The 18,123-nt window shown below is 44.6% G+C and carries 16 protein-coding genes; 14 read left to right on the top strand and 2 right to left on the bottom strand.

The features are described from left to right. Positions 1-202 precede the first annotated feature (202 nt). Entirely contained in the window at positions 203-1,234 is a 1,032-nt protein-coding gene (locus LAY41_RS20360; RefSeq protein ID WP_249102177.1) for a hypothetical protein, read from the bottom strand. A gap of 256 nt (positions 1,235-1,490) precedes the next feature. Between LAY41_RS20360 and LAY41_RS20355 the strand changes: the two genes are divergently transcribed. The 7 genes from LAY41_RS20355 (at position 1,491) to LAY41_RS20325 (ending at position 10,328) form a co-directional block, all read left to right on the top strand. Next, positions 1,491-2,168: a helix-turn-helix transcriptional regulator gene (locus tag LAY41_RS20355; RefSeq protein ID WP_249102167.1), complete on the top strand. Its 678-nt coding sequence runs from the start codon at positions 1,491-1,493 to the stop codon at positions 2,166-2,168. 119 nt (positions 2,169-2,287) lie between these two features. After that, positions 2,288-3,292, top strand: coding sequence for a 7,8-didemethyl-8-hydroxy-5-deazariboflavin synthase subunit CofG (cofG, locus tag LAY41_RS20350; RefSeq protein WP_249102164.1), 1,005 nt, complete (start codon positions 2,288-2,290; stop codon positions 3,290-3,292). 29 nt (positions 3,293-3,321) lie between these two features. Next, the gene (locus tag LAY41_RS20345) at positions 3,322-4,659 is read left to right on the top strand and encodes an ATP-binding protein (RefSeq protein ID WP_249102161.1); all 1,338 of its coding nucleotides are present in this window, start codon (positions 3,322-3,324) and stop codon (positions 4,657-4,659) included. Between the two features lies 1 nt (position 4,660). After that, positions 4,661-6,502: a tetratricopeptide repeat protein gene (locus LAY41_RS20340; RefSeq protein ID WP_249102158.1), complete on the top strand. Its 1,842-nt coding sequence runs from the start codon at positions 4,661-4,663 to the stop codon at positions 6,500-6,502. 185 nt (positions 6,503-6,687) lie between these two features. Continuing rightward, the gene (locus LAY41_RS20335) at positions 6,688-7,119 is read left to right on the top strand and encodes a tetratricopeptide repeat protein (protein ID WP_249102155.1); all 432 of its coding nucleotides are present in this window, start codon (positions 6,688-6,690) and stop codon (positions 7,117-7,119) included. A 244-nt stretch (positions 7,120-7,363) separates the two neighbouring features. After that, a complete protein-coding gene (gene hflX / locus LAY41_RS20330; RefSeq protein ID WP_275974286.1) occupies positions 7,364-9,037 on the top strand; it encodes a GTPase HflX in 1,674 nt (557 codons plus the stop codon). 250 nt (positions 9,038-9,287) lie between these two features. After that, positions 9,288-10,328 (top strand): N-acetylmuramoyl-L-alanine amidase-like domain-containing protein, encoded by a 1,041-nt coding sequence (locus LAY41_RS20325; protein WP_249102153.1) that lies wholly within the window; start codon positions 9,288-9,290, stop codon positions 10,326-10,328. 244 nt (positions 10,329-10,572) lie between these two features. On the opposite strand, the gene LAY41_RS20320 is transcribed toward LAY41_RS20325, so the two are convergent. Further along, the gene (locus LAY41_RS20320; protein WP_338023028.1) at positions 10,573-11,946 is read right to left on the bottom strand and encodes a D-alanyl-D-alanine carboxypeptidase; all 1,374 of its coding nucleotides are present in this window, start codon (positions 11,944-11,946) and stop codon (positions 10,573-10,575) included. Between the two features lie 432 nt (positions 11,947-12,378). Here LAY41_RS20320 and LAY41_RS20315 point away from each other — a divergent pair, with 432 nt between their 5' ends. The 7 genes from LAY41_RS20315 (at position 12,379) to LAY41_RS20285 (ending at position 18,105) form a co-directional block, all read left to right on the top strand. Further along, positions 12,379-14,136 carry an ABC1 kinase family protein gene (locus tag LAY41_RS20315; protein WP_249102150.1) on the top strand — a complete coding sequence of 586 codons (1,758 nt, stop codon included), beginning with the start codon at positions 12,379-12,381 and terminating at the stop codon, positions 14,134-14,136. A 114-nt stretch (positions 14,137-14,250) separates the two neighbouring features. Continuing rightward, positions 14,251-14,622, top strand: coding sequence for a hypothetical protein (locus tag LAY41_RS20310; protein ID WP_249102140.1), 372 nt, complete (start codon positions 14,251-14,253; stop codon positions 14,620-14,622). 251 nt (positions 14,623-14,873) lie between these two features. Beyond that, entirely contained in the window at positions 14,874-15,797 is a 924-nt protein-coding gene (locus tag LAY41_RS20305; protein ID WP_249102138.1) for a decaprenyl-phosphate phosphoribosyltransferase, read from the top strand. Positions 15,798-15,821: 24 nt separating this feature from the next. After that, positions 15,822-16,349, top strand: a complete 528-nt coding sequence (locus LAY41_RS20300; protein ID WP_249102135.1) for a YqeG family HAD IIIA-type phosphatase — start codon at positions 15,822-15,824, stop codon at positions 16,347-16,349. A gap of 59 nt (positions 16,350-16,408) precedes the next feature. Further along, the gene (locus LAY41_RS20295; protein ID WP_249102127.1) at positions 16,409-16,747 is read left to right on the top strand and encodes a DMT family transporter; all 339 of its coding nucleotides are present in this window, start codon (positions 16,409-16,411) and stop codon (positions 16,745-16,747) included. Between the two features lie 209 nt (positions 16,748-16,956). Further along, positions 16,957-17,517, top strand: coding sequence for a YbhB/YbcL family Raf kinase inhibitor-like protein (locus tag LAY41_RS20290; protein ID WP_249102104.1), 561 nt, complete (start codon positions 16,957-16,959; stop codon positions 17,515-17,517). A 141-nt stretch (positions 17,518-17,658) separates the two neighbouring features. Next, positions 17,659-18,105 (top strand): ester cyclase, encoded by a 447-nt coding sequence (locus tag LAY41_RS20285; RefSeq protein ID WP_249102096.1) that lies wholly within the window; start codon positions 17,659-17,661, stop codon positions 18,103-18,105. Positions 18,106-18,123 lie beyond the last annotated feature (18 nt).

Genomic DNA, 18,123 nt, shown 5'->3' with positions numbered 1-18,123 from the left:
CGCTGGAGCGCTGTTGAATGGTGGTGGTCATGTGTTTATGATTGCTATGTATTTTTCGAGGTGCGAGGTAGTGTTTTTTCTACCTGTTTATAGATTAAACCGTATGTTTCGTTTTGTAAAGGGGTTATTCATATTTGTTTTGATTGTTTAGCCTTATGAGTGTTATTAGGGCAGCTTATAGCAGGTTTAGCAACTCTTTGACTCAAACCTCAGAGATAGTGCCAAAATTAATACTTGAGAGAGCTTGCTTCATATCCAAGGCCAAAAATCGCTTCATTGGCAGATAAACCCAGTGAATAGTCCGTTGTGTATCTTGGTAGGTTTTTTGAAATCCCATAGCCTGCCGCATTTCTTCATAGACAGGATTTAGGGATACAGTATGCAAATCGCAGAGATTGGGGAAGTCAGCCTGCATCTGCACCAAAGTCTTCTGTGCATCCTCCACAAATTGACAAACAGTAGCTTGCTGTATATAAGGATTATCGATAATCCAAGCCCGCAGATACACACAAGTGCAATCTAGATCTCCTTGATGAGCCATTTTGAAGCTATCGGTCTGGGTATCTGAAGTTATGAAGCGAGTTTTGCTGGGAGGTTGAAAGAAGTTCGCCTCCGATTCGCTGGCGGTGGGGTAGAGAATGTAGATTCCGACGGGATTTTGATTGTCGCAACGACGCAGCACCCGCATACCTGTGGAGTATTGCCCAGCCCAGTTACGCAGTACCTTGACAAGCTTGTGAGGAGTAGTAGAGCTATCTTTTGCCAATCGGTTATAATGGTGAGCCATCAAATTGGCAACTGGAACTGCATCTGTTTCGGCGTTGAAGTTATCTATCTCGATTTGTACGGGTTCTGGTGGCTTCAGGGAGGGTAAAGGCCGAATTTCGATACAAATAGTTTGGCCGTCGAATTCTTTTTCTATTAAACCGATCGCAGCAAGTTGATCTATCATCATGCCAGCAGCGCGATCGCTCCCCCGCTCTTTGTGAGCGTAGAATAACTCCGCAGCCTCTCTATGGGTACAGGAAACCGATCCTTGTGGCACCTCCAGTTGAGTCAACGGTTGCACCAGGCGCTTTCCTCGTTCGTGCTGCTGCTTGAGCAGTAAATACGCCCACAACCGAACGAAGCACTCCGCCCGACGGCGGGTAAGTCCAGCCTGCTTGAAAAGCCTCGAAACATAGTTGTGCTGTTGCTCAAGGGGAAACCACTTGTCTAAGTATTCGGGTTTCATACGATCGCACTTTAAGTAACGGTATCAAGTAACACCCCAACGGGTGAACTGTTTCACGGCAACCAGGCCGAAAATTTAGATCTAAGCATCTGCTTTTAGTTTACTCTCAAAAAAAACTTCACCCTACTTCAGGTTAGTTCCCTCTCCTTGGGCCTCTCCGGTTGAACTTCAACAGTCTGGAGAGGTATACAGCTTACTCATTGCAGCTTCATTTTTAAGGCGATGAGAATAGCCTTAGATTTGAGGACGATAACTAATGAAAGCTAATTCACTCACCTTAACTGCTTCCCAAGAGATCCCCGCGCTAAGTTCAAGGTCAAATCATCGCTTTGCTACCGAACCAGTTTCCCAACCAAAGCCGGATAAATTAGAAGCTAACGGCGTTGATACACTATTCGATTCCCCCTGGATAGCCTTGGCTGAGTCATTGCGGGAAGGTGTCATGGTGATTTCCCGCAACACCAAACCGATGTACGTGAACCAACAAGCCAAGGAAATCTGCCAAAAGTTGGCTTTGATCGATCGCCACAGTGCAAGTATCCCCGCCGTGATTTCGGAAATTTGCCATCGCTTAATCAGAAATGGCAACTCCGATGCTACACCTTTAATGTTAGAGTGCGAAACTGCTGAGGAAGAGACTATTCGCATCCGCGCCAGTTGGCTAAACTTGGGGTTAGGTGACGCCAGCCAGTATATCTTGGTGTTCTTGGAAAACCGCAACCAACTCTTGCAAGAAGAAATACAGTTTGAACAGCAAAAATACCAGCTAACCGATCGCGAAATGGAAATCTGGTCGCTGCTGCGTCAGGACTACAGCTACCAAGACATCGCCAAAACATTACAAATCACTCTTAACACGGTGAAAACCCACGTCAAAAACATCTATGCCAAAAAACGTTGGAGTCAAGTAAAAGAAATAAGGAAAGTGTCTTGATTAGTTGCAAAAACTGGGCTGGGCAAATCGATTTTGGATTTTGGATTAAAATTGTAATCCAATATCTAAAATCTTAGATTTGTTAAAATTTTGATATTTCGTCTTGTTTTTACCCGCAGATGACATTATCCGTTTCCCGCTCGATCACCTACAGCCCAGCCTACACCCTAGTTCCTACTTATGAATGCTTTAATCGATGTTCGTACTGCAATTTTAGAACAGATCCCGGTAAAAGTCCCTGGCTGACATTGACGGATGCTGAAAAAGTGCTGAAATCCCTTCAGGATAAAGGGATTTGCGAAATTCTCATCCTCAGCGGCGAGGTACATCCCCACTCGTCACGGCGACAAGCTTGGTTTCAACATATCTACAATTTATGCGAACTAGCGCTGTCAATGGGATTTTTACCCCATACCAATGCTGGGCCGATCGGTTTTGAGGAAATGGCAAAACTCAAGAATGTTAATGTTTCGATGGGATTAATGTTAGAACAGCTAACACCTAAGTTATTAGATACAGTTCACAAATACGCTCCCAGTAAATTGCCCGCACTGCGCCTGCAACAGTTAAAATGGGCAGGAGAGTTGGGCATTCCATTTACGACTGGCTTGTTATTGGGAATTGGAGAAAGTGCGGTAGATTCGTGGGAAACTTTGGAGGCAATTTCCCAAATTCACCAACGCTATCATAACATCCAAGAAGTGATTTTACAACCTCACAGTCCCGGCAGTCAACAAACTTTGGATGCGCCACCTTTCGATCCGCATCAATTACCAGAAGTAATTGCCAAAGCTCGTCAGATATTGCCATCAGATATTACTATCCAAATTCCGCCCAATTTGGTCAAAGAACCAAGTTGGTTATTAGCTTGTTTAGATGCGGGTGCGAGAGATTTGGGAGGCATCGGGCCAAGAGATGAAGTCAATCCCGATTATCCACATCTGCAACATCAGAAATTGCAAGAAGTATTAGAGCCTGAGAGGTGGGAATTGGTAGCGCGTTTGCCAGTTTATCCCCAGTACGATCATTGGTTATCAGATGAATTGCAAAGAAATGTTAAGCAATGGAGAAGTGCGATCGAAGGCATGGATCTTAACCTTACCGATCGTCTATACTATCAGTAGAATAGCGCTAAACAGGAAGATCCTTGGTAATGGCTCAAAACACAGACATATTGAGGCGACTCTTCAACGTTTTTGACCCGTTTCGACCATTACCAGCAGGCGACCCAGCTTATGTGGAGTGTCGGGAAGTCAGAGGAGATGGCGACATCCTGATGCAGTTAGGTAAAGAGATTGAATATGCAGACCGGATGACCTGTCAACTTTATGCAGGTCATCGAGGCGCGGGAAAATCTACCGAACTGCGGCGACTCCAGCAATATTTAGATAGTCAAGGCTTTTTTGTTGTTTATTTTGATGGTGACGATCAGGGAGATATCGACCCTGAAGATGTCCAATACACCGATATTTTACTTGCTTGCACGCGCCATTTGCTAGAAGCGCTCAAGGATAATGCCAGTCCTCGTCCTTTGTTAGACTGGCTGAAAAATTTATGGGAAGATTTGCAAGATTTAGCGCAGACTGAGGTGTCTTTGGAAAGTCTGAGTATAGAAGGACAAATTTCTCAGTTTGGTAAGCTGACAGCTAATTTAAAAGCAGAACCTAGCTTGCGTCGAAGAATTAGAGAACGGGTAAACCCGCATACGACAACTTTAACTGGCGCACTAAATGAATTCATTAATGAAGCAAAAAAAAATTTACCTACCGGATATTCTCAACTGGTGGTAATTGCTGACAGTTTAGATCGGATTGCCCGTGTGATTCAGGAAGACGGACGCAGCAGCCACGACCATATTTTTATAGATCGTAGCGAACAACTCAAAAAATTAGATTGCCATGTTGTCTACACCGTGCCAATCTCAATGGTATATTCTGACCGAGCTACAGATGTCCGCGATATTTATGGTACTGATTCGCAAGTGTTACCGATGATTATGGTACAAACTCCAGACAATCAGCGCCACGAACCCGGAGTTGAGAAGGTGAAGGAATTAATTGCCAAACGAATTAGTCAAGTCGATGCTTCTCTGTCTCTAGAACCAGATATTTTTGCAGAATCGAAAGCATTGGAAGGGTTATGCTTGGTCAGTGGGGGTCATGTGCGAAATCTATTATCGCTGATGAAAGAAGCGATTAAATATACTGATAGTTTGCCGATTCCCACTAGAGCAATCCAACGTTCGATTAGCGAAGCTCGGAATACTTATCGCAATAATGTTTATGATGACCAATGGCAACCACTAGCCAGAGTATATCTAAATAAACAAATTATCCATGATGAGATGCACCGTAGCTTATTGTTTAGTCGTTGTATTTTGGAATATCGATGCTTAGATGCTGAAGGGGAAATAAAATGTTGGTACGATGTTCATCCTCTGCTTAAAGGAACTAAGGAATTTCAGGATAACTTCGCGAAAATTCAACCATAATATGCAACTGCAACTTAGCGAGTGGGACAAAGATTTACCAGCAGACCCAGAGGAAGAATACGAAGCATTAGTACGTTCTCTTAGTTGGAGCGACGGCTTTGGATTAATTTTTGTTCGCTGTTCTCCGGCGGAAGCAGAACGGTTGATAGTCAGAGTCAAAAAGGATGTTCGGGAAAAAAATATTGAAGTTTTGCGGTTGAAAAACCCAATTGATAATTTTTACGAGATTGTTGATAGTTTAGAAAATAAGGAAAAAATAGATATTTTATTCGTTACAGGTTTGGAATATTCATTGTATGGATATGAAGAACTGTATAAAGAAACTAAGTTAAAAGATAGTAGAGAACGTTATGGATACAGTTTAAAAGGCGTACCGCGTGTTTTGGGTCATCTTAACTTGCGCCGAGAAAATTTTAGAGATAATTTTAATATCTGCTTTGTCTTTATTTTACCTAGATTTGGCCTAAAGTATTTTATACGACGTGCGCCAGACTTTTTTGACTGGCGTTCTGGGGTGTTTGAGTTTCCCACAGACGGGGAATTGTTGGAGAAAGAATCAGTTCGTATTATTCAGGAAGGAGACTATGAAAAATATCGCAATTTAACTCCCCAAGAACGAAGCCAAAAAATATTGGAAATTGAAGACTTACTAGCAGAAGAAAATCAAACACTCAGTAATCGAGGCGATTTACTGTTTGAACTGGGTAGAGTATTTGCTGCTGGTGAAGAATATGAAGAAGCGATCGCATCTTTCGATCGCGCTTTAGCCATTAAACCAGATGATGATGCAGCCTGGAATAATCGGGGATTTGCGCTATATAATTTAGGACGCTATGAAGAAGCGATCGCATCTTACGATCGCTCTTTAGCCATTAAACCAGATAATGATGGAGCCTGGAACTATCGGGGAATTGCGCTAGGTAATTTAGGACGCTATGAAGAAGCGATCGCATCATACGATTGCGCTTTAGCAATTAAATCTGACGATCACTATGCTTGGCACAACCGGGGTATTTCATTGAAAAAAATAGGTCGCTATGAAGAAGCACTTGCAAGCTATAAAAAAGCCCAAAAAAGTGACGTAAATTGTCATAGTTGCTGGAATGATATGGGCTTTGTACTAAAGCAATTAGGACGCGATGAAGAGGCAATTCTTAGTTTCGAGGAAGCTTTTAAAATTAACACAGATAAAGCCGAGATTAAACCAGATGATGAAGCCTGGTACAATCGGGGAATTGCGCTAGGTAATTTAGGACGCTATGAAGAAGCGATCGCATCTTTCGATCGCGCTTTGGATATTAAACCTGATGATCACTATGCTTGGCACAATAAGGGTATTTCGTTGAAAGCAATAGGTCGCTATGAAGAAGCACTTGCAAGCTATAGAGAAGCCGAAAAAAGTGATGTAAATTGTCTAGGATGTTACAATGATATCGGCTTTGTCCTAAAGCAACTAGGGCGTGATGAAGAAGCAATTGCTAGTTTCGAGGAAGCTTGGAAAATTAACCCAGATAAAAATGAAGACTGGTACAAGCGGGGGTTTGCGCTACATAATTTAGGAAGATTAGAAGAGGCGATCGCATCTTATGACCAGGCTTTGAAATTTAAACCGGATGACCACCTAGCTTGGTGGAACCGAGGCGTAGCATTGAGAAAATTACGCCGGATTAAGCAAGCTATTGAATGTTTTAATAAAGTTGCAGAAATTAAACCTGAATTCTTCCAAGCTCAACTAAAAGGGCAGCTAAACCAGATCCGAACTACTATAATGCAAAAATTAGGATGCCAAAAATTGAGTCAGATATTGAAAAGCTGCTTAAATTTAATTGGCTTGACGCGCTAAATCAGAACTCATCAACTTTATCCCAAGATTAGTTTGAATCTTTATGGAAGCGATCGCCCTTCTGCTGTAAAAAAGTGGCAGAATACCCAAAATCTTAACGATATCCAAAGATCGATCGCATCTTGTGGTATAAATACATCTAAAATAAATAAATTCAAACGCCCAATTCCTGAGCGAGGGAACCTATGATGAGCCTCAAACGCTACAAGGAGACAGTTGTTAATTGTAACAAAGCTCTAGGAATTCACGCGAATAATCACAAACTATGGTACGATCGCGGTGATGCCCTGGCTAACTTAGGTCGCTATGAAGAAGCGCTCGCCAGTTTCGACAAAGCTTTAGAACTGGAACCTCAAGACTACGCAGCTTGGGTATTTCGGGGTGTTGTGCTGATCCATCTGCACCGTTATGAAGAAGCGCTATCCAGCTGTAACAAGGCTCTAGAAATTCAACCAGACGATCGCGAAGCTTGGACTTTCCGAGGTGCAGCCCTATCTCACTTGGGACGCTACAAAGAAGGATACCATAGCTATGACAAGGCATCGGGGATAGAGGAAACATCCGTATTCAGAAAACCGATCCAAAGGTTGATGGGATTTTTCAACAGGAGAAATTAATCCGAATCATTCCGTAGAGTGAAGGTGTAAGTACGTTTTTAGTTAAAATAGATGGGTAATAGAACTTACCGCACTTTTCAGGTAAGTGAGGTACGAAGAAACCCGGTTTCTTGAAGAAACCGGGTTTCTGGGGTGTACTTCATAAACTGGCAATCTGCTAGATAAACTCAAGTTACGATCGAGAACTACTATCGAAACTATTTACGGCAATCTACAAGGTTTAAAATCCAGTCAGCTTAAGCAGTTGCAAAAGCTGTATCATCAGCGCCTTCCTGGCGATCGCATTACCACGCCGGAATTTGCCGAAAGCTTGGGCGAAATTAGCAGCGAAATCAGCCAACCCCTCTGCGTATACATCAACCGCCGGGGACAGGTGATTCGGGTAGGCGTGGGAACTCCCCGTCAAACCCAAATTCCACCAAGGGAACTACCCCGCTACGGTGCAGAACGACTAAGCGGTATTCGCTGCATAGCGACCCAACTGAAGCCAGAAATCCCCAATGAAATAGCCTTAACCGCAATGGCAATCCAGCGGTTAGACGCCCTAGTTATCCTGAACGCTACCGGGACTGGGTTTGAGCGACGGGGTGGGGGAGCTTTTGGCTATGTCAAAGAAACATATCTAGCTCATCTAGTCCCAAATCCGGTGCAGATGCGAGATGGCGTTGCTGAACCATTATCTTTGGAAAGTGGTTGGATTGTATCCTCGCCAATGAGTCTGGATGTTTTGTGCAAGCAGGATTTTCTGGATCTGGTGAACAGTCTGGAAGCCGAGTTTCAGCGAGAATTTGTCGCACAAGAGGTAGACAGCGATCGCGATCGCGTACTCCTAGTTGGGTTGATGACAGAAAGAATGACGGCTCAACAATTTCGGAACAGTCTGGAGGAATTGGCGCGATTGGTGGATACTGCTGGGGGAGAAGTATTGCAGACAGTACAACAAAAGCGATCGCGTCTCCATCCCCAAACAGTAGTCGGGGAAGGAAAAGTCCAAGAAATCGCCCTCACCGCTCAGACACTGGGAGCCAACTTAATAGTATTCGATCGCGACCTCTCACCCTCGCAAATTCGCAACTTAGAAACCCAAATCGGTCTTCGGGTAGTCGATCGCACCGAAGTAATTCTAGATATATTTGCCCAACGCGCTCAATCCGGTGCTGGGAAATTGCAAGTAGAATTAGCCCAGTTAGAATATATGCTGCCGCGACTGACAGGTAGAGGTCAAGCCATGTCGCGTTTAGGCGGCGGTATAGGTACTCGCGGGCCGGGTGAAACCAAGCTGGAAACCGAACGTCGAGCCATTCAGCGCCGCATTGCCAGATTGCAACAGGAAGTGGATCAACTGCAAGCGCATCGAACTCGCCTGCGCCAGAACCGACAGCACAAAGAAGTTCCTTCCGTAGCTTTGGTGGGATATACCAACGCTGGCAAATCTACATTATTAAATGTACTGACCAACGCCGAGGTGTATACGGCTGACCAATTGTTCGCCACCCTTGACCCCACCACGCGACGCCTCGTAATTCCCGACGCCGCAACAGGGGAACCGCTGGCGATCGTCCTCACAGACACGGTTGGATTTATTAACGAACTCCCTCCCGCTTTGATGGATGCCTTCCGGGCCACTTTAGAGGAAGTCACCGAAGCCGACGCCTTGGTTCATGTCGTGGATCTGTCCCATCCGGCGTGGCAAAGTCAGATTCGTTCCGTTATGGCTATCTTGACAGAAATGCCAGTTACCCCAGGCCCAGCTTTGATCGCTTTTAACAAGATCGATCGAGTAGATGGCGACACTCTAGCACTGGCGCAAGAAGAGTTTCCCCAAGCCGTGTTTATTTCAGCGGGTCAACGTCTCGGCTTAGAAACCTTGCGCCAGAGAATATCTCAGCTAGTTGACTATGCCGCATCCGGTGGATGAAGCCTGTGAGAAGTATAAATAAATAGATTGAGACAAAACGGATAATTTAACATCTTATCCCAAATATGGGTTTGTTACCCCATGAGAATTTTTGGCCTAAAAATTGTAGAGACGTTTCATGAAACGTCTCTACAGCCTAGAGACATAAAGGGGGTAATCGTTGCGGATTTGGTGTTCGCTTACATCTGTTAAACTATAGCGTTATCAATTAGTGCCTGTTGATTGACCATAACGGTGACAAACTGAAAACATGAGAAAAACCTTTGTCCTAGCTGTGTTGGGATCTGCCTTTGCTAGCGGCGGTGCTGGTGCAATAGTTGCTTTGCGAACTCCCGTAGATCTGCTCCCGCAAGTTCTCTATTCAACTTTAAAACAGCAGCCAAGAGCGACGGAAACTGCTTCTGCAACAGGAGAAGTTTTACTGGAAAATAAGACAATCGATCTCGGTACAGCCAACCGTGCTGAAAGTCAAGATGCAAATCTCATTAGTCAGACAAAAGAGGCGGCGCGTTTTGAGCGCATCATGCAGTATGCTGTGGAGCAGAAATTGCCCGATCGCGAAATGGGGGAGATTATCCAGGCGATCGCACAGCAATTTCTGGGGGCACCCTATAAGGCAAACTTATTAGATGGGTCGAAGGAAGAGACTCTCACGATCTCCCTGGATAAGTTTGACTGCGTGCTTTTTGTGGAAACAGTGCTGGCGATCGCGCGCGGTGTAGCGGTGAAAGATTATGCCTATCAAACATTTAGCGATCGCATTGTTAACGAGCGTTACCGCGATGGTCAATTGAACGGATATTGCAGCCGATTGCACTATTTTGTTGAATGGATATTTGATAATCAAAAACGGGGTAATGTTGCCGACATCGCGCCACAATTGGGTGGTGTTTCCCTGCATAAAAAGCTCAACTTTATGAGCAAAAACAGAAGTCTCACTCCACCAATTGCCAACAACGATGCCAATTACCAGTGTCTCGTTGAAACGGAAAATCAACTCGACGAACTAAGCATCAATTACATTCCGCTTAACCAGATTCGCAGAGTTTACGCTCAACTGCAACCGGGTGATGTTGTAGCAGTTGCTACTAGCATTGAGGGACTCGACGTAACTCACACTGGTCTAGTTTATCGTAACCAAAACGGCAGCATAGGTATTATCCATGCTTCGCCCAGCGGCACAGTCAGAATTTCCCGCGATTTACAGGTGTATGTAGGTAATATTAAGAATGCGATCGGTATTATGGTAGCTCGACCAAGCGATCCGCGCCCACTGTTAAGAAGGGGCTAGTGCCGAAGAGCGGAAGTCAAAAGTCAAAAGTCAAAATAGCATTGGTTACCTAAAAAATTTCTGTGATTATTCTTATCTGCGTTCCGGAGCGTTCCAGAGTCTTCATCTGCGGTAAAAATTTAACCAACGATGACAACAGACAATTTGACGATATCACAATAAATGCTAACGATCGACCGGACACGATATGATTCGTAGGTTGGGTTTCGTTCCTCAACCCAACCTACAACTACTACCGACTACCCTATTTGACAACTTCCATTTGAGAGGTCTTACTATTTCTCTCAATATTAGGCTTTAACTCTGCTGGCAAAGATTCAACCGTTCCCCATTGTGACAAAAAAGTTTTCAACAGATCTTCTTGCTGAGTGCGGAATTCGTCCGTATCTTTACCTACATTCATAATGGCAAACCAGACAGAACCTTGCTTCTGCGTAGGCAATGCTCCTGCTAAAGAACTAACGTTATCCAGCGTTCCCGATTTCACAACTAATAGTGGAGGTAAATTGCGTTTATCCAATGTTCCTTCATCTTGTCCTATAATAGCAAATACATCTCCGATGGTCATATTATAAGGTTGCAGATATCGTTCAATTGCCATAAACATCGCACAGGCAGCGCGGGGAGAAATCCGATTTTCTGGACTTAACCCAGAACCATTTACGAGTTGAACTTCTTCTGGCGCAACACCAGCTATTTCAGCCGCTTTTCGTGCAACTACTTTTGCTCCTCCCACAGAATTAGCTAGCATCTCGGCCATGTGGTTGTTGCTGAACCGATTCATTCTTTTGATAAGTTCAGCAAGTGGGAAAGAATAATGGCGAACAAGAGGTTGTATGTTGCTGGGAGTTGAAGGCGTGACTTTTATCGAACCGGAAATTTCAACTTGGGGTCGAGGAGTGCCAGGAGGTAAAGTAAGATATTGCTTTTCAGCTTCTTTAGACCAATTTTTGCTATTTAACCCAAGTTTGAGTAGATTACCAGCGGTCTGCGGGTTAGTCTTAAAATTCATGTAAAACTTACCGGCAATTATTAAGTCGCCAGTTACGCGGTTGATGCCAATTTTGTTTAAAGTATTACCCAAGGCAATCGCTTCTTCCCAAACAAAAAGAGGGTCTTCACCTCCCTGAACTACCAAGTCGCCTTGTAAAACTCCATCCTTAATTGGCCCAGTTGCTGCAATTAAAGTTACAAATTGACGATCGGGCCCGAAAGTTTGCAGCGCCACCAAGCTTGTCGCCACTTTTGTTACTGAAGCAGCTGGTAGGGGAATTGTGCCACGATAATTTGCTAAAAGGGTATTACCAGATTGAATCCATACACCTTGTTGGGTTTCCTTGGCAAATCCTTTGGCGACTAGCATTTTTATGTATTGCGCGATCTCCGCGTTAATAACTGGATCTGGATTCTCTGGAGGTAAAATTGAAAACGTATACTTATTTACTGGCATTTCCACTTTTGTCAAGTTTTCAGTTGTAGTGGCTGATGAGTTTGTAACCTCATTCTCAGGAGATGGCGATGTGGCTTGTGGTGAGGAAGAAGTAGAACATCCACTAATAAGTGCTAACCCGGCTATAGATAGCGCAGTGGTTAAACGAAGGTTTTTTAGCAGCGTCATTCGATTTTAGATTTTGGATGAGAGGATAATGGAATTGAGTTCGCGGATGAATCCGGGTTTGGCTCTAAAACTTGGATGCTATGCTTGATTTTTGATCGACGGATCAATCTGCATGACTTTCCACAGTCAGCCTGCTGGTTGTTAAACTTCTAATATCAAATATATTGTATTTTGTCAACTAAATATCAAAAACTCATGTCAAAGTTTAAGTTATATTAAAAAATATGACAAATTTGTAGTTTTGTATATTATACTTAAAGAAAAGATAAAAAGTAAGTGGTCAGCCCAGTTGAACTAGATTGCTGAATAAGTAGCCCAAACCCGATCGCGGGAATTTTCAGGTGAAAAGGCAGTCCCAGTTCTGGAACTGTAAACGGCAATATATCGCTGTAGATCGGATTCGAGATTGAGATTAAGAGGCAAATATAAGGCGTGAGTCAGCATCCACTCGCTAAAGATAGACGCTACGACCCGGACGCGATCGCTCGCTACTACGGCAAACGTCCCTGGCTAGCCATCTGGCGTACCCTTACAGTTATTTGGTTTTTTGCTGGGTTTATATTGGGGTTAAAATGGGACGAATGGCTGAATCGAGTTGAATACAACAAGTTTAAACGAGCAGCCCAGCTGCGGAAAATACTCACCCATCTCGGCCCTACATTTATTAAAGTCGGTCAAGCGCTCTCGACGCGGCCTGATTTGATTAAGAAAGACTTCTTAGAGGAGTTGATCAAATTACAAGATCAACTGCCGCCATTTGATAGCGCTAGAGCCTTCAATATCATAGAGACAGAGCTAGATAGATCTGTAGAAGAAATATATAGTGAAATCTCCAAAGAGCCAGTTGCAGCCGCTAGCCTGGGACAAGTATATCAGGCGAGACTCCACAGCGGCGAAGAAGTAGCCGTCAAGGTTCAGCGGCCCAACTTACTGCCAATACTAACCCTAGACTTATACTTAATGCGGTGGGCAGCTGGTTGGCTGGCACCTTGGCTACCCCTGAATTTAGGACACGACTTGAAGCTGATCGTCGATGAATTCGGCACCAAGTTATTTGAGGAAATTGATTATCTCAACGAAGGACGCAACGCGGAAAAATTTGCCGCCAACTTCCGCGATGACCCGGAAGTCAAAGTGCCAGCAATTTACTGGCGCTACAGCAGCTACCACGTCCTCACTTTGGAGTGGATTCACGGTATTAAGCTAACGGACACCGAAAAAATCGAAAAAGCGGGACTATACACCGATAGTCTGATCCGCATTGGCGTAACATCAGGACTGCGGCAGTTGCTGGAACATGGGTTTTTCCATGCTGACCCCCATCCAGGCAATTTGTTCGGTCTACCACCTCAGTGTCCGCTGGACGCGGAAAAGCAACCCACCAAGTGGGTGCAGGGCGGTCAGATGGCTTACATTGATTTTGGCATGATGGATCAGTTAGACCAGACCACGAAAGAAAATCTGGTAGATGCCGTTGTCCATCTGATCAATAAAGATTACGAGGATTTAGCCGCAGATTTTGTCAAGCTCGGCTTTCTGACTCCAGAAACTGATATAGGGCCGATCGTACCAGCTCTAGAAGCGGTGCTGGGTAATGTGATAGGGGAAAGCGTGGGGGATTTTAACTTCAAGACGATTACAGACAAGTTCTCGGAGTTGATGTATGATTATCCCTTCCGCGTCCCGGCTAAGTTTGCGCTGATTATTCGTTCTCTGGTGACACAGGAAGGCTTGGCGCTAAGCATGAATCCCAATTTTAAGATTGTGGAAGTGGCTTATCCCTACGTAGCGCGGCGGCTCTTAACTGGAGAAACGCCCCAACTGCGGCGGCGTCTGATCGACGTGCTGTTCAAAAATGGGAAATTCCAGTGGAATCGATTGGAGAACTTGATTGCGATCGCTCGTACAGACAACAGCTTCGACATCATGCCAACTGCCCAGCTCGGTCTGCAATATCTGTTTTCCGATGAAGGCAAGTTTCTGCGTCGCCAGTTGGTGCTGGCGCTCACGGAAGACGATCGCCTCCATACCGAAGAAGTGCAACGTCTCTGGAACTTGATTAAGGACGATTTGAACCCAGGGCAACTATTTAACGCTGCTTGGGGAGCTTTGGCCGAATTATCGACCGAGGGCGCGGCAGCTCTTTTGCCATCAGTGGGAGCTCTAGCAGCTTTCTCCGGCAAGAAGTAAAGGTAATTTTAGATTTTAGATTTAATTTAAATTTGAAATCTAAAATCCTCTCCTTCTCCCACTCCCGTAATGGTAAGATTAACCATCAGGCTGTCAATTGCAAAGGAGTTATTCGTGTTCGTATTTCCAGAGCCCCCCTATTTCTTCCTGCTGGCTGGTCTGCTGGCCGGGATAACATCAGGTTTGGCTTTTGAAGCTACCCTTAAACAACTGGTACAGGAATGGTCTATCAGTCGCTCGACCCGAACAATAGCATATTTGCAAGGGGTACAGCTACAGCTTCCTTTCTTGGGAATTTGTATAGGGATTTGTATTTTTCTAGCGTCTGGTCTAGAAGTGTTTGGTTTTCCTACTTCCCTTTCTTACGGCGTAGCTATAATTCTCACACTTTTTACCGGGCTACTTATTTGGTCGCAACTCAGCAAACTTTTAGTTCAGTTAGAACGGGGAGGCTCGCGCTCCATAGATTTAGATTCATGGGGCTAGACTTGAAAATTTTACGCCTAAAAGCAAGTTTGGAAAGAGAGTCAAATATGCTGCTTTGGACACGGCATAATTAAATCTTTTGTATGACCGACATATTTATGATGCCGTGTCCCTACAAAAATATTCATAAGGAACATTAGCAGGCCGGATTCCAAAAGACCCAGTAAATTTAGCCAAAGGATAGTCAGCTGACAAATTCTCGAAAACCATCACAATATGAAGGAATCTGGCTTCAGCCAAAAGGCCCTACTATGAGACTTCCTCACTTAGCAGCTCTCAGACCCCGCCAGTGGACAAAAAATCTGATTGTTTTTGCCGCACCTTTATTTGCTTTCAGCATAAATGTTGAATCATTGTTGGGTAGCTTGCTGGCTTTTGTGCTATTTTGCTGTACTTCCAGCTGTTTCTACTTACTCAATGACATCGCAGATGTAGAAGCCGATCGCAAACATCCCATCAAGTGCCAGCGTCCTATAGCAGCGGGATTGGTGAGCGTTCCCGTGGCTATAGGCATGGCAGTAGCTTTATTAAGCTTTGCTCTGATTATCGGTTGGCTGCGATCGCCTTGGTTGGGAGCAACCATCCTTGGCTACGCTTTCTTGCAAATAGCCTATAACTTGCAGCTGAAGCGTGCGGTGATTTTGGACATTATTGCGATCGCCACTGGATTTGTCCTGCGAGCCTATGCCGGTGCAGCAGTAACCAATCTTTCCTTGTCTCCCTGGTTCTTGCTTTGTACCGCTATGGTGGCTCTATTTTTAGGTGTCGAAAAACGCAAAGCAGAACTCCGACTATCGCAAATCAAAAGCGGTAAAACCCGTGCTGTTCTTAAACGCTACTCCTTAGCGCTACTTACTCGCATGGAAAGCGTTGTTACAAATGGCACCATATTAACCTATGCGATCTGGAGTTCGGGGCCGCAAGTTGGAGGTGCTTCCACACCCTGGATGCTGCTAACATTACCATTTGTATTGTATGGTATCTTTCGCTATCAGCTTCTGGGCGACCCCCAAGAAATTGCACGCAAAAGCAAGATAGGCAGCGAATTAGGAGGACAAAGCGAGCGACCTGAAGAAGTTTTATTAACGGATTTGCCAATTTTACTGACGGTTTTGTATTGGATTATCACAACCTTTGTGATTCTCTTGCTCAAACATGATGGTGTTATCAAATAAGTTTGAGATCGGAGCGGTGTAAAAGTGAGAAAATACAACCTTCCCACAGAAGCCTATAGGCTTGCTTCCATAGAAATTGAATTGCTGAAAATCGCTGGAATTCAGGGGGTAATCCTGGATTTAGATAATACCATCGTTTCAGAAGACGATCGCTACCTATCCCCCGGTGCTGAAGCTTGGATCGAGCAAGCAAAATCAGCCGATATTAAATTTTACATTCTTTCTAATGGCAAACGTCGGTATCGGGTAAAGTATTGGTCGTACCGTCTCGATATTCCAGCTATCAATCCCGCGAAAAAACCATTCCCTTGTGCATTTCGCAAAGCCATAAAACATCTGCGCCTTAAACCAAAACAAGTTGTTGTGATTGGTGACAGCCGCCATACAGATATGCTGGGAGCATGGTTTGTAGGTTGTCCTTTCATCCAAGTTGCCACTCTTCCTCATCCTTTTCGCTGGTGGGAAAAGTTACTGGGGAAACGAGTACAAACTCCTTACCCTACCGATGGGGAACTTTGGGATTTTAATAATTCAGAAAAGTACGATCTATAATATGGCTAAATTGGTGGATATTTTTTTGTCATTTATAAATAATATCGCAGGAGTTTACAATGCAAACTAAATTATTATTTAGCCTTTTGATATTGCTCTCGGTTGGATTGAATACTAGCGGTCAAATACTCCTGAAACAAGGATCAGGTCAAAATCCACTAAACCTTTATCTGCTGGGTGGTCTTTCGGCATACGCCTTAAGTACGATTTTCTATATTTTGGTGTTGGGCAAGTTTAATTTATCAGTAGCTTACCCAATCGTAATTGGACTAACAGTTATTGGCACTACCATAGCAGGGGCACTTATTTTCAGCGAGAGAGTTACTTTTGTAAGTTGGTTGGGAGTCGGATTGATGATCGGTGGAATTTGTGCGATCGCATTTGGTAAACTTTCGTGACCGAGAATCATCATAGCGCGTCTGAATTACATTAACTATAATTGAGGGCAATTATACTGAGATATGCTGCAATTTGGAGCGACGCTTTAGCTCAGTTTCGGTCTGACATCGCGGCTAAAAGCGATCGCATTCACCAATAAAGCGGATCGATGGGTAAAGCAAAGTGGTACTAACTAAAAAAGCCAAATTAATTGGAGATCGATAGTAAAATGCCAAAAAAGTTGATTATATCTACCTTAGTAGCAGTAGCTTTGGCAATATCTGGACTGCTCGCTGCGGCCTCTCCATTCACGCTTCGGAGCGCACAGTTCTCCGAGGGTAAAAACCTCCCGCTATCAATGGTTTATCGGGGATATGGTTGCACCGGCAACAACATATCCCCAGAACTGACTTGGAGCGGCGAACCAGCAGGAACAAAAAGTTACGCCATCACCTTCTTCGATCCTGATGCCTCCACAGGTGTTGGTTGGTGGCACTGGACAATCTTCAATATTCCCGGCAACGTTCACAAACTAGCAGCGAATGCTGGCAAACCGGGCACCAACCTAGCACCGAGTGGCAGCAAACAAGGTTACACCGATTACGGTAACAGCGAATATGGCGGTCCTTGTCCTCCCGCAGGTGATAGTCACGGCTACGTTTTTACGATATATGCCCTTAATGTCAATAGCTTGCCAATCGGTTCAGAGGCAACTGGTGCAATGCTAAACGTTTCGATGAAAGAACACATCTTGGCAAAGGCTACACTCAAGGGTCGATATGGGCGATAGGTTATACCCAATGGACATCTCCTTTCAAAGAATGTAGAGACGTTGCATGCAACGTCTCTACAAGGGTTACAGGTAACGCACCTTTAATTTATGGAGATGTCTAATGTAAACTGAGTAAAGAACCACAAAGCATAGGCAAATATGCCCAATACAGACCAAGTGATTGTAACAGGAGATATTGAGAGCAATAAGGTGCCTGTAAATATCTTCTACGAAGCCTTTAATACAAGGAATTTGTCGCTGCTTGACAAAGCCCTAGCCGAGAACTGGGATGACATTCCACTAGCACCAGGGCAGGCACCAGGTCTGGCGGGCGCAAAGCCTGTGTTCGAGCATTTGTTCGGAACGATCCCTGACTTTAAAGCCGAGCTACAGGAACTTATTGCCGAAGGGGATAAGGTTGTCGCTCGATCGATTCTCACTGGAACGCATAACGCCAAATTATTGGGCGTCGAAGCAACCGGATGCACGATCCGAATTCAGGCGATTGACATTCATCAAGTGCAGGATGGAAAGATTGTGCGAACGTGGCACGTCGAAGATTGGGCGACAGCGCTCGGCCAAATGGGAGCGCTGTCGGGCGACTAGAAACTCGCCCGGTGTAGA

This window comes from Argonema galeatum A003/A1 (assembly GCF_023333595.1).
Taxonomy (GTDB): domain Bacteria; phylum Cyanobacteriota; class Cyanobacteriia; order Cyanobacteriales; family Aerosakkonemataceae; genus Argonema; species Argonema galeatum.
Note: the sequence above shows the minus strand (reverse complement) of the source record. Positions and strands in the feature narration are given on the sequence as shown.

Coding starts and splice junctions, on each gene's coding strand:
- LAY41_RS20325 (WP_249102153.1), top strand. CDS start 9,288: ATGAGAAAAACCTTTGTCCTAGCTGTGTTGGGATCTGCCTTTGCTAGC.
- LAY41_RS20360 (WP_249102177.1), bottom strand. CDS start 1,234: ATGAAACCCGAATACTTAGACAAGTGGTTTCCCCTTGAGCAACAGCAC.
- cofG (WP_249102164.1), top strand. CDS start 2,288: ATGACATTATCCGTTTCCCGCTCGATCACCTACAGCCCAGCCTACACC.
- LAY41_RS20340 (WP_249102158.1), top strand. CDS start 4,661: ATGCAACTGCAACTTAGCGAGTGGGACAAAGATTTACCAGCAGACCCA.
- LAY41_RS20320 (WP_338023028.1), bottom strand. CDS start 11,946: ATGACGCTGCTAAAAAACCTTCGTTTAACCACTGCGCTATCTATAGCC.
- LAY41_RS20290 (WP_249102104.1), top strand. CDS start 16,957: ATGCCAAAAAAGTTGATTATATCTACCTTAGTAGCAGTAGCTTTGGCA.
- LAY41_RS20285 (WP_249102096.1), top strand. CDS start 17,659: ATGCCCAATACAGACCAAGTGATTGTAACAGGAGATATTGAGAGCAAT.
- LAY41_RS20355 (WP_249102167.1), top strand. CDS start 1,491: ATGAAAGCTAATTCACTCACCTTAACTGCTTCCCAAGAGATCCCCGCG.
- LAY41_RS20345 (WP_249102161.1), top strand. CDS start 3,322: ATGGCTCAAAACACAGACATATTGAGGCGACTCTTCAACGTTTTTGAC.
- LAY41_RS20295 (WP_249102127.1), top strand. CDS start 16,409: ATGCAAACTAAATTATTATTTAGCCTTTTGATATTGCTCTCGGTTGGA.
- LAY41_RS20335 (WP_249102155.1), top strand. CDS start 6,688: ATGATGAGCCTCAAACGCTACAAGGAGACAGTTGTTAATTGTAACAAA.
- LAY41_RS20305 (WP_249102138.1), top strand. CDS start 14,874: ATGAGACTTCCTCACTTAGCAGCTCTCAGACCCCGCCAGTGGACAAAA.